This is a genomic window from Peribacillus sp. FSL M8-0224, from assembly GCF_038003055.1.
In the GTDB taxonomy this organism is placed as follows: domain Bacteria; phylum Bacillota; class Bacilli; order Bacillales; family DSM-1321; genus Peribacillus; species Peribacillus frigoritolerans.
In genome coordinates this window covers 2,835,812-2,848,609 of the sequence record NZ_JBBOOJ010000001.1, presented here as the reverse complement: position 1 = coordinate 2,848,609, position 12,798 = coordinate 2,835,812, and the positions used below count along the sequence as shown (strand labels likewise).

The 12,798-nt window shown below is 43.0% G+C and carries 10 protein-coding genes; all 10 read left to right on the top strand.

Translation table 11 applies throughout. The annotated features are described in order from the left end of the window. Positions 1 to 31: 31 nt before the first annotated feature. Positions 32 to 262 (top strand): hypothetical protein, encoded by a 231-nt coding sequence (locus MKX49_RS13575; protein WP_048683687.1) that lies wholly within the window; start codon positions 32 to 34, stop codon positions 260 to 262. 82 nt (positions 263 to 344) lie between these two features. Then, positions 345 to 1,757: a purine-cytosine permease family protein gene (locus MKX49_RS13570; protein ID WP_340876760.1), complete on the top strand. Its 1,413-nt coding sequence runs from the start codon at positions 345 to 347 to the stop codon at positions 1,755 to 1,757. 45 nt (positions 1,758 to 1,802) lie between these two features. Continuing rightward, positions 1,803 to 2,792: a heme-dependent oxidative N-demethylase family protein gene (locus MKX49_RS13565; RefSeq protein ID WP_340876759.1), complete on the top strand. Its 990-nt coding sequence runs from the start codon at positions 1,803 to 1,805 to the stop codon at positions 2,790 to 2,792. Positions 2,793 to 2,804: 12 nt separating this feature from the next. Further along, complete coding sequence (locus tag MKX49_RS13560) at positions 2,805 to 3,323, top strand: hypothetical protein (RefSeq protein WP_340876757.1); 519 nt, start codon at positions 2,805 to 2,807, stop codon at positions 3,321 to 3,323. Positions 3,324 to 3,328: 5 nt separating this feature from the next. After that, complete coding sequence (locus MKX49_RS13555; RefSeq protein WP_340876755.1) at positions 3,329 to 4,294, top strand: PDR/VanB family oxidoreductase; 966 nt, start codon at positions 3,329 to 3,331, stop codon at positions 4,292 to 4,294. A gap of 55 nt (positions 4,295 to 4,349) precedes the next feature. After that, positions 4,350 to 5,843 (top strand): aldehyde dehydrogenase family protein, encoded by a 1,494-nt coding sequence (locus MKX49_RS13550; protein WP_340876753.1) that lies wholly within the window; start codon positions 4,350 to 4,352, stop codon positions 5,841 to 5,843. A gap of 1,186 nt (positions 5,844 to 7,029) precedes the next feature. Continuing rightward, positions 7,030 to 8,634, top strand: coding sequence for a sigma-54 interaction domain-containing protein (locus tag MKX49_RS13545; protein ID WP_340876752.1), 1,605 nt, complete (start codon positions 7,030 to 7,032; stop codon positions 8,632 to 8,634). 133 nt (positions 8,635 to 8,767) lie between these two features. Continuing rightward, entirely contained in the window at positions 8,768 to 9,919 is a 1,152-nt protein-coding gene (locus MKX49_RS13540; protein WP_340876751.1) for an iron-containing alcohol dehydrogenase, read from the top strand. Between the two features lie 14 nt (positions 9,920 to 9,933). After that, entirely contained in the window at positions 9,934 to 11,322 is a 1,389-nt protein-coding gene (locus MKX49_RS13535; protein WP_034307729.1) for a solute carrier family 23 protein, read from the top strand. Beyond that, complete coding sequence (locus tag MKX49_RS13530) at positions 11,319 to 12,758, top strand: NAD-dependent succinate-semialdehyde dehydrogenase (RefSeq protein ID WP_340876750.1); 1,440 nt, start codon at positions 11,319 to 11,321, stop codon at positions 12,756 to 12,758. Before MKX49_RS13535 ends, MKX49_RS13530 begins: the two co-directional genes overlap by 4 nt. Positions 12,759 to 12,798: the final 40 nt, after the last annotated feature.

The following is a 12,798-nucleotide window of genomic DNA, read 5'->3' as shown; positions in this document are numbered from 1 at the left end:
TGCAATAAGTAAAGAGAAGGGACTAGAAAGCATGATTGCAAAGGAGGGAGAAGCGATTTTGAATAAAGAGAATCAGTTCCAACAGAATATCAATTCTGAAGATCCCTTTATTAAAAATCTATATTCAGATTTGAATGAGCGGATCAATGCGTATGAGCAGGAAGATGCCGTGAAAATCGAAAAAATGAAATGGAGTGATGCGTCAGGTTCTATTTTTTTCATGATTTTAATCATCGCCTACCTAATCTATACACTTGTCTGAAATGTTGTTTAGATCACCAAGAACAATGACAGCCTTATTCCAAGCCATACAATCATTATTTTAATAGTTGGGAGAGAAGCGTGTGAGCAAAGAGAATTCCTCCATTTCAAAGGATGTGGCCTTTGGGTTCTTACCGGCAAGTAAAAACGACCGGATTTTTAACCTACGGGATTTAATTTTAGTTCAAGTTGTTATTGGCCTCTCATCTTTTGGGCTATTAACTGGTGGATATACAGGTACAATGCTTGACGCGAAACAGTCACTTGCAGCGATTTTATTCGGTAACGCCTTCCCTATGCTGTTGATTGTTCCCATCACCCTTTATTTTGCGCGTTATGGCATAGACACTTTCGTAGGGTTTCGAAGTTCACTAGGGTATTTAGGATCCAATATCTTTTTCTTTGTTTTTCTTATTTTAACTCTCGGCTACATTTCCATTGCGCTCTTTATGTCCGGTCAGGCTTTGGCCGAGGCTGCTAATTGGATGGGGATGCCTGCCATTTTTTCAAGCCAGGCAATGGGGGCGCCGTTTTTCTCGATTTTACTCTTTATCTGTGCATTTCTTGTAACTGTGAGGGGACCGGTAGCGATACAAAAATATACCGCAGTGGCCGTGCCGGTTTTTATGGTTCTCATGTTTGGCCTTCTCGCAATTGTTTTGTTTGGACAGGGATTCACGAAAGTTGCCCATATACTTCCTTCTGAACCCTTTGAAACGACTTCTCGTTCATTCGCGACAGCCCTGGAATTAAATGTCGGTCTCGGCTTTTCATGGCTTCCGTATCTTGGCCAATACAGCCGTTTATCCAAAACAGAAGGAGGCGCATTTAAAGCGGGATTCTACAGCTATGGAATCATCGTCTGTATCGCTGCATTAGTTGGGGCCCTTGCTGCATTAGTCGCTGGTTCACTTAATCCTTCTGACTGGATGTTTTCCATCGCAGGAAGTTGGGGCGGCTTCATTGGCTTGATTTTACTTTCGGTAGGGAATGTCGGTGCAGCCATTTTTCTTATGTACTCACAAGCTGTCAGCTTTAAAACTGTATTCCCGAAAAAATCATGGATGATTGCGATGGGAACGACCGTACCGGCTATATTCTTACTTCTAAGCTCAACGTTCTACGATGCATTTGGTTCATTCATTGCTGTCATTTCTTTTATTATGGCTGTACTTGGAGGCATTGTCGTGGCAGATTACTTTTTTGTAAAGCGCCAACGCATTTCAATAAGGGATTTGTATGACACACAAGGCTCTTATACCTATTGGAAAGGCATTAACCCGTCTGCAGTTCTCACGGTGGTCATTGGAACGATCGTTTACTGGGCACTCTATAATCCATTGACTTTTGAAGCAAGTGATTTTTTCCTTTATACGGCTGCCGGAATTCCAACATACTTTGTCGCTTTAGTCACTTATTATGTTTCATCTAAATACATTTTCCGTTTCGAAGTTGACATGGAGCGTCCATCTGTTGAATTAAAGGAAGCTAAATGAAAAAATGCACTTTAAAGAATCTAGGGAACGAGAGGAGATTGTTCAATGTTTACACAAAGTTTAGATTTCAAAACAACTGATTTAGATACATTCCCATTTCCATTCACTTCAGGTAACTATCGCTATTCAAACGATTTGAAAAGACTCTCAAACATTAACTGTATTGAAGTTACACCAGAATACAAACTCCAAGTGGAAACGAAGCGTCGTCTCCTTCAAGAACAGCCGCATATTAGGTTTCAATCTTTTCCACACACAATGGAAATGCAATGGGAAGTATTGGAAATGCTGATCGACATGGCAGCTGATCGCTATCCGGAGCATTTCGAGGTCAGTAAAGATGGGGACAAATGGACTTTCAAGAACCACATTTTCGGGGAAACCGATTCATTCGTGTATGGCGATCCAAGCACGCTTCCATATGAGCCGCTTGATTATATTGGCCGCCATTTCCATAATGATTTTGTTTTAATGGTTCATCGCGATAGTAATTTCTATTTGGAAGTGGGGCAAGTTTCATACGCCGCACTCTTCTCAGCTAACTGGAATAAAGGCATGTCCTTTGATGAAATCCATGCACCTGTTCCATTTGTATCGCGGAAGGGCGATGAACTGGCAGAGCGCGTTCGCAAGTTTTTGTTATCCATCGAGCCAGGTAAGCCATGGACACGCATCAACTGGAACCTGATGGCTGACCGATGGGATGTCAACTATGAAACGATGGATGTCTGGGGACCGCAACGTTCTGAAATAACACCGGAAAATGCAGGTAAACTTGTTCGTTTGCGTGTTGAAGAACAAAAATTTTATCGCATGCCACGAAGCAACGCCATTCTATTTGTATTGAATACTCAATTCCTGCCACTAGAGGATTTGACATTGCGCCAGGAGTGGTTTGATCTGACATATAGCGTACTGCAGGATATTCCCGGACCAATGGCTGAATACAAAGGAATTGCCCCATTCCTTCCACAATCGGTCGAATATTTGAGGAGTATCGATGAAAAGAAAAAAGCGAAGATAAACAATAAGTAGGAGGATAGGGCCTTGTACAATAGTCCAGTATTGTTTGATAAATCCATTACGATTGTAAATAAATTTACCCCTCGGAATGAACGAAGAAAGTTTGTTGTCATTTCTGATCAAGCCGGATATGATCAGGCGAAAAGTTTCACTTCTGAAATCGAAGGTACAGTGCCTGTTGAATGTCTATCCATTAACGGAATGGAAGATAAAGAGGAGATTAAGAGACTCATCCTGTCACAAAAGATGGGCACCCAATTTTATATTGCGGCTGCATGGAACAATGCCGTGATGATCTTCTCGCTCGGAGTGGAGGCTGGCCTATCTGAAGCTGAGATCCAGACGTTGATTATCGGGCCTAAACGACGTTACGTATATTGCATGAAATGTTTCGAAGTGTCGGAAGTCGAAGAAGAAGCAGAAATTGCAGAATGTGACCATTGCAAAGCCAGTCTTGAAATAGGTCCTTTTTATTCAATCGTACGGGAAGGTTATATTGGTTACCCATACATCCCGATCGGAAAAGAAGAAGTAAGGAGCTGATCATCATGCGGGTAGTAGGAAATATTCAAATGAAAGTAAACAAGATCATTCAAGAAACTCCATTCGTGAAACAGTTCGAGTTGATTCCAGTTGATGGAAAGCCGTTGCCTGCATTTACAGGCGGTTCGCATTTGACCACTTACATGCCGGCTGGAGATAAGATTTTCGAGAGAGAGTACTCCCTTATCAGCAACCCAAGGGACCGCAATAAATATACAATAGCCATTCGACGTGATGAGGCATCACGCGGAGGTTCGGCTTTCTGGCATGATCAAGTAAAGGTAGATTCCAGGTTGGAAGTCAGTTTTCCTAAAAATAACTTCCCTCTCAGCTTTCGAGCTAAGCATCATGCTTTTTATGCAGCTGGAATCGGCATAACCCCATTTCTGGCAATGATGGAAGACATGGCCGCCGAAGGGCAAACCTTCGAACTCCATTATGCAGCACGCACTCCGGAGTTATGTGCTTTTTATGATCTGCTGAAAGCCAAATACCCTGATCAATGCACCTTTTATTTTTCGCAGGCAGAAGACAAACGCAGAATGATGCCCGAGACGATGATGGATCATCGCATTGGCACGCACGTCTATTTTTGCGGACCAATCGAGATGGTGCAAGAGTATCGAAAAGCTGCCAGTTCCTATGGTTATCCGGAACATGCGATCCACTTCGAATTATTTGCGACAAAAAATGATGGGGCGAGAGATCCTTTCATCGTCGACCTTACGGACAGCGATCGGTCCATCCGCGTTCATGAGGGTGAAACACTGCTTGATGCGCTTTTAAGGGAAGGAATCGATGCCCCTTATTCTTGTAAAGTAGGCGGGTGCGGAAGTTGTGAGGTGGATGTTGCAGAAGGTGAAGTGGATCACCGGGATTATTTCCTTAGCGAAGAAAACCGTCAAACACGAAAGTCAATCCTGACATGCTGCTCACGTGCGAAGGAAGACAGACTGGTCTTAAAACTGTAACGATTGAATTCCGTTCAGATCAATAAAAAAATAATGAAAACCGGGGGAATGAAACATGACAATATTAGAAACGGCAGTATTAGAGCTTAAAAATTATATCGACGGTAAGTGGCAGGCCTCATCTTCAAATGAAGTAATCCCGGTAATCAATCCTGCAACACAGGAAATCATTGCAAAAGCTCCGCGTGCCACCAAAGAAGATACAGAAAGGGCAATCTCAGTAGCGAAGGCAGCCTTTGAAAGTGGAATCTGGTCAGGCCTAACAGCACAGGAGCGTGCTTCCTATCTATATAAAATTGCTGATAAAATTGATGAACGTGCCGAAGAGTTAACGATTCTTGAAACAATGGACAACGGGAAACTTAAAGCAGAGGCAGGTTTCGATATTGCTGATGCCGCCGCGTGTTTCCGTTACTACGCGGGTTTGGTCCTTCATCCAGAAGGGGAAACGTATCAAGTTCCCGCTCCCGTGCAAGCGATGGTTGTTCGTGAGCCAGTAGGTGTAGCCGGTTTGATTGTACCTTGGAATTTCCCGCTTCTAATGAGTGTCTGGAAAATCGCACCGGCGCTTGCGGCAGGGAACACCATTGTATATAAACCGGCTGAAGTGACACCTGTAACAGCAATGAAATTATTCGAAATCCTGGAGGAAGCAGGCATCCCGAAAGGTGTGGCTAATATGGTGATGGGCCGCGGCACCGTTGTCGGTCAAACCATTGCGGAAAGCAACGATGTTGACATTGTTTCATTTACAGGAAGTACGGATGTTGGCCGCTCTATCATGAAGGCGGCAGCGGGCAACTTAAAGAAAATTTCCCTTGAGCTTGGCGGTAAATCACCTAACATCGTTTTTGCAGATGCAGATTTAGAGACGGCCGTCGATTACGGATTATTTGGCATCTTCTTCGGTGCCGGCCAAGTTTGTTCATCAGGCAGCCGAATTCTGGTTGAAGAAAGCATTTATGATGAATATGTAAAACGCTATGTTGAACGCGCAAATAAAATTAAAGTTGGACCTGGACTTGCAGAAGACAGCAACATGGGGGCAATTGTCAGCGAAGCGCAAATGAATAGCATTTTGAACTATATTGAAATCGGCAAACAGGAAGGTGCGACACTTGCGGCAGGCGGTTACCGTCTTGTTGATGACGGTCTTGACAAAGGGTACTTCATTGCACCGACTGTCTTCATCGATGTAACACCTGACATGCGCATCGTACAAGAGGAGATCTTCGGTCCAGTCGTTGTCATTCAAAAGTTCAAAGATGAGGAAGAAGCTATTAAACTGGCAAATGATACAGACTACGGCCTTGCAGGCGGCGTCTTCACAAACGATGGTGCAAAAGGATTGCGTGTGATCAAGAAGGTACGGGCAGGCATCACATGGGTAAATGATTATCATCCAACATATGTCGAGGCGCCATGGGGCGGTTACAAACAGAGCGGTATTGGACGCAGTTTAGGAAAATACGGCTTGGATGAATACCAGGAAATTAAACAAATCAACATTAATCTCGATGTAAAACCCGTCGGCTGGTTTCCAAAATAATCATATGATTATAGAGGAGACAAAGTACTTACCATAATTAAACCAAAGGGGTGCGGAAGTAAAAAATTTCGCCCCCTTATGAAATTTCCTTTGAAATTTTGTCCAAGGTTAATCAATGGAAGGTTCGCTGGCTAAAGTAATCATTTCAAGTTGATCTCGAAATAGAATCATGTTTAAAAAGCATACTCAGCACCTTAAGCTTTAAACCTACTAAAAGAGTTCTATCAAAGTTGTTTGGAACGGAGGTGCGAGACTCCTGCGGGAAAAGCGCGTCCAAGGGAGACAACGCAGGCGCAAAGGGCGCCGAAGAGGCTCCCGGACGCTAGCGGAAAGCGAGTGCCAGGAGCGGAAATCAGATTAGATTTTACAAACCCTCAAAAAAGTTCCAGTTGATTTCAGAAATCCAGTAAGGTTGCATTACTAATAAAAAAGTAAAAAATCATGTAGTATAACCAAATTTTTTTTAAAAACCAAGGGTCAGAGTGAGAGCATTCGGCCTTGCCAGACAATAAACTAATTCGAGAAAAGTCAGTTCACTTAGATTTTTTCTAAAAAACATTCCAGTTGATTGGAACGGAAGGTACGAGACTCCTGCGGGAAAAGCGCGTCCCAGGGAGACCCCGCAGGCACAAATGTGCCGAGGGCGGACCGCCCGCGGAAAGCGAGTGCCTGGAGAGGAAATCAACGTTCAATTTATCTACAGTCTGAAACCTAATCCAAATACGGATTAGGTTTTTTCAAACTGCGGAGAAACTTTTTAAAACACTTAACAAATTGTTCTTAAGCTTAAAGTATCTGAAATTAAACAATCTTAAGGTATGAGCCATTTCGCAGGCATTTTTATTATGCAACAAAAGGACAAGTTTTCCTGTGATGAGTGAAAATGGATTTGAGCATAAAAAACTCCATTGATATGATAAAAGTAACATACCATTGCTATTTATCGGTTTAATCAGAAATAGGGCAATGAGATTGAATCGTTTTTACCGGTGCAGCATTTATTCTTGGTGTCGTTGATTGTCTACATAGTATCATTAAAAAGGAAAAAACATTACATAATGCTTTAATAAGGTCATTGCCTTCTTTAATTGAATAGAATAGGAAGCCGACAGGACTTTAGTCTTCAATCAAGGAGGCAGCGTTGCGTTCTATCAAATAGTAAAGACCAGTCAGGGAGTGGATATTGATGACTAAGTTTTATTCGGATATGACAGTGGAGGAAGCAATATCATGTTTCCCGATAGGAAGCACTGAAGTGGAAGTTTTGGATGATTCAGAGGATTTCATCGGATTTTTGACTATAGAGGCGTTATCTGCGGCAGTGCAGCAGAGTGATTTGACGAAGCCCATTTCTCATTTCATTACGGTTAATGCACCGCTGCAAAATTTACGGAATTACTCAATACCATATGATCAATTTCAAGCATTCTTTGAGAGTGATTTATGCAGGGTTGTTTTTAATGCTCTATATGATGGAGTGTATATCACGGATGGTGATGGAACGACATTATTTATCAATCAAGCTTATCAACGTATTACTGGAATAAGAGAAGAGGAAATCATCGGAAAACCGATGAGTTATTTAATTGAGCAAGGTATGATATCCGTTTCAGCTTCATTGGATTCCATTCGAACGAAGAATCAAGTTACTTTGACACAAAGAATTCGAAATGGAAGGAAGATTATCGTATCGGCCACACCTATTCTATCGCCACAGAATGAAGTCATATTTGTTATAAATAGTGTCAGGGATATTACTGAATTAATCCGGATGAAGTATACGATTGATAGCCAAAAGTTATCTTTCCAACCTATTTCCCAATTATTGCCTGGCTCGGAACAGGTGAATTTACAGGAAATAATCATTGGTCCTTCTACAACTCCTTTATTCAAACTTGCTGATAAAGTAGCAAAAACGGATGCGAAGATCTTGTTGCAGGGGGAAACGGGAGTAGGGAAGAGTTTAATCGCCAAGTACATACATGCCAAAAGCTCCAGGAAGGAAAAGATTTTCCTTGAATTAAATTGCGGAGCCATTCCAGCGAACTTGGTGGAATCTGAACTTTTTGGATATGAACCAGGGGCATTTACCGGATCCCTTAAGAATGGAAAAATGGGGATTTTTGAGAAAGTGAATGGTGGCACGTTATTTTTGGACGAAATTGGGGATTTACCTTTAGAGTTACAGGTGAAACTTTTGAAAGTGGTAGAAGAAAACAAGTTTATAAGAGTGGGTTCTACCGAAATGAAAGAAGTGGATGTCAGGTTAATTACAGCCACCCATCGCGATCTTGCCTCCCTGGTGCAAGAAGGATCCTTCCGCGAAGATCTTTATTACCGGCTTAATATCGTTTCCTTTGAAGTCCCTCCTTTACGCCAGAGAAAGGAAGAAACGATCCCGCTTTTAGAAATGTATTTGAAAAAATTCAATGAAAAATATAATGAGAAGAAAAAGATGACACCGGAATGCTATGAATGGCTGACGAACTATTCGTGGCCTGGCAATATACGTGAGCTTGCGAGTCTTGCAGAGCGGCTGGTCGTCACGACATATGATGATACGATTGATTTACCTAATTTACCATCTTTCATCCAGCCGGTCTTATCAAAAAAAACGACAACACATTCTTTGAAGGAAGCCGTTTCCGAGCTGGAGCGTTCCCTGATATTGAATGCGATGAAGAAGTATGGGACTACAAGGGCCGCTGCCATCTCTTTGGATATCAGTCAAAGCGCTTTGGTGCAAAAAATGAAAAAATTTCACATGCGATTAGAAAACGAATCGAATTAGTTTATTTGATTTGTTTTCCACTCATTATTGATCCTGTTACCCATGAAAAAAACGTTTTCTCCCTTATGAATTAAGCGTTTTCAAACTTTGGCATGATTCCTGCATTAGTAAATACATGAAAGGGGAGATAACCATGAATATTTCTATTTTTTCTATGGCTAACAAATTGGTGACAGGAGCAGATTCTTTACAGCAGCTGACTGATGAGGTTACGCGATTAGGGATGAAGAATCCGTTGATCGTTACAGATAAAGTTTTAGTGGGTGCTGGGGTTGTACAAAGGGTTGAGGATTTACTTTCTGCAGAATGTGGTATTTTTTCGGATGTGAATCCAGAACCGGAAATTGAAATCGTTGAGCAATGTGTACGGTCAATCAAGGATGGAAAACATGATGGACTGATTGCGGTAGGCGGAGGAAGTGCGATGGATATTGCGAAAGCCTCTTCCGTCATGGCTACGAATTCCGGCTGCATCGAAACCTATTTCGGTACGAACTTGATTGAAGTCCCAGGTCTACCTTTAATAGCCATACCGACGACGGCAGGAACCGGGTCAGAAGTGACGAATATTTCAATTTTATCGGACAAGAAAGAACAGGTTAAGAAGGGAATTGTAAGTCCGTATCTTTTACCGGATGTAGCGATTGTATCGCCCGTCATGACGCTGACTTGCCCGCCAAGTGTGACTGCTGCGAGCGGAGTGGATGCACTTGTTCATGCGGTAGAGGCCTATATTTCCAAATTTGCGTCGCCCGTTACAGATGCTTTGGCAATTGGGGCCATGAAGTTAATCGCTGTACATTTACCAAAGGCTTATGCTGCGCCAGATAATCTGGAAGCACGGGAAGCGATGATCACTGGAAGCCTAATGGCAGGGTTAGCTTTTGGCAATGCAGGTGTTGGAGCTGTTCATGCCTTAGCTTATCCGCTTGGAGGCCGCTTCCATTTATCACATGGAGTCAGCAATTCATTATTACTGCCATTTGTCATGAAGTGGAATAAAATTGCATGTTTGGAAAGGTTTCGCGACATTGCTGAAGCACTTGGAGAGAAAGTCAATCATTTAAATGATGATGAGGCAGCGGATAAAGCTATAGAGGCGATGACCAGAATTTGTCGCTATGTTGATATACCACAGTCACTAAGTGAATTTGAGATTCCTGAATCGGCTTTAAGTGAAATGGCTGCCGAGGCCATCAAACAAGTCCGTTTACTTCGCAATAATCCCCGTGCATTAAACGTTCGGGATATCGAAAAAATATACCGTTCAGCCTATGGCTTTTAAGTGGAGGAAACAATATGAAATGGAAAAAACGCCGCTACGGAGAAGAGACATCGTATATACCTGCGGGACCTTTTAAGATTAGACTGCCATTTGTCCATTATCGTTTTGAGTGGCCTGACTACGTTCAAGGATTATTGATGTGTGCAGTTGACCTTGGAGCGATAACGCTGCTTGCAGACCATCTCGGTATGCCTTTTGATGTGGCTCTAGCCGTCGTTATCTTGAATGGATTATTATACTTGGCGCATCATTTACTCGGGGACCCGGTTATACCAGGTTGGATTACACCTGCGGTTCCATTGCTTGTATTGTTCGTCGGGCAATTTCCGGAGGGGCCTGATCGGGTCTATGCACTCGTTGCGTTTCAATTAACATTGGGTATTTTATCGATATTGCTAGGAATGACCGGACTTGCCAGTAAGGTCGTGCGATTAGTGCCGAATGCAATCAAATCAGGCATTATTTTAGGGGCGGGTATTGGTGCTGTCGTTTCCATTTTTGAAGTGGGTGGAAAGTTTGATTTATTTCCTTATACAATTAGCATTTGTATCGGCTTTGCTTTTTATCTGCTTTTTTCGAAAAGTTTTGGAAAATTGAAAATGCGAAATAAAGTTTGGGTATTCATAGGGAATTTAGGGATATTGCCGGCAATTTTGCTCGCGGTCTTTGTAGCCCCAATTTTTGGAGAAGCAAAATGGCCTGATATCCAATGGGGATTCAGCAGTCCGGATTTTGCTACGCTTTGGTCAGACTATACTGTTTTCGGTTTAGGTTTTCCTGCCTTGACCTTCTTTTTAAGTGCGATTCCAGCTGTATTTGCTACTTATTTAGTCGTATTCGGTGATGTGCTCAAAACAAAAGCGCTGCTTTCTGAATCCGATGAGGTCAGGGAAGATGAAAAAGTGGACTATAATCCAAACAGAGCCCATTTAATTTTTGGCGGCCGAAATGTGATCATGAGTTTTATCGGACCTGATATAACAATGTGCGGTCCGTTGTGGGCAGCCATGCAGGTCGTGGTTGTGGAACGGTTCAAGAATGGCAAGAAAGCCATGAATTCTTTCTTCGGCGGTGCCGGCTCGTTCCGTTGGGGTACGAATACAGGGTTGTTCTTATTGCCGGTAGTCAGCCTGGTGGAACCCATTCTCGGTGTCGCCTTGGCCTTGACGCTTTTGGTTCAAGGATATGTTAGCGTACGCGTAGGCGTGATGCAGGCGAAGAGCCAACGCGACCTCGGAATTGCAGGTGTCGTTGCTGCCATCCTTGTTATAAAAGGTGCTGGCATGGCGTTTGCTGCAGGAATTCTATTATGTGCCCTATTATATGGCAAGGACTTTTTCAAAGGAGAGAATGATAAGACTTTTACAGATCATGGAGAAGAAGAGGAGAGTAAAGCATCATGAAAAAAGTAGTGGAAAAATGGCCAATTTATATAAACGGCGAATCTATTCATACAGAAAGTCATTTTGTAGTGGAAAACCCAGCAACATTGGAGCCTGTGGGCTATGTTCCGGACGCTAACGAAATAGAGGCAAAGGCTGCTGTGGATGCAGCTCAAGCTGCTTTTCTGACTTGGTCGAAAACGAGTGCATACCATAGGGCGGAATTACTTGAGAAGTGGTATACAATCATTGAGAAAAGGCTGGATGAAATCGCAACGATCATGACCCTGGAACAAGGAAAGCCATTGGCAGAGGCAAAAGGTGAAATGAAGTATGCCTCAAGTTTCGTGAAATGGTACGCTGAAGAAGCAAAGCGCAACTATGGGGAAATCATACCAGCCTCCGTTGCATCAAAGCGTATTTTAGTGCAAAAGCAGGCAGTCGGTGTCATTGCTGCCATTACCCCGTGGAATTTTCCTGCTGCCATGATCACGAGAAAAGTGGCGCCAGCTCTTGCTGCGGGATGTACCGTGGTCATCAAACCTGCGGAACAAACGCCTTTGACCGCTTTGCTATTGGTTGAAAGTGCTCATGAAGCGGGCATTCCGGCTGGTGTGATAAATATTGTAACTACACAAAAACCGGGAGATGTATCGGACGTGTGGATGAATGATTCACGTGTTAAGAAGATCACATTTACCGGCTCCACTCCAGTAGGGAAACATCTAATGAAAAAGGCGTCAGAAACAGTGAAAAAAGTCTCGCTTGAACTCGGTGGATTGGCTCCGTTCATCATTGCTGAGGATGCGAATATCGAAGAAGCAGTAAATGGTTTGATTCAATCGAAATTCAGGAATGCTGGACAAACATGTATTTGTGCAAACAGGATATTCGTCCATGAGACAATTGAACAGCCGTTTTTACAAGCTTTCGAAGAAGCCGTTTTAACTTTGAAGGTTGGAAATGGAATGGAAGGAGCCGATCTTGGTCCATTGATAGATGGAGCTGCAGTTAAAAAGGTTCGGCTTCAATTGGAGGATGCTGCAAGTAAGGGCGCCATAATCCATAACACTTCAAAAGTCGATGAAAAACAAGGCCATTTCATAGCACCAGCCATACTTTCCAATGTAACGGATGATATGCTGTGCATGCAGGAAGAAACGTTTGGGCCAATTGCGCCAGTCAGTACATTCAAAACCGATCAAGAAGCGATAGATCGAGCCAATAATACGAATTTTGGGTTGGCAGCCTATGTGTATACCGAGTCACTTAATAAGGCGGTTGCCTACTCGGATGCTCTTGAATATGGGATTGTCGGTATTAATGACAGTGCCCCATCCACTGCCCAAGCGCCATTTGGAGGCATGAAGGAAAGCGGTATAGGCAGGGAAGGGGGACACTACGGCATGGATGAATATTTAGAAGTGAAGTATGTCTCCATGCAGCTTGGCCAGTAACAAAATAGAAGGGTCCGCCATGATTCTTAAGGCAAAAAAA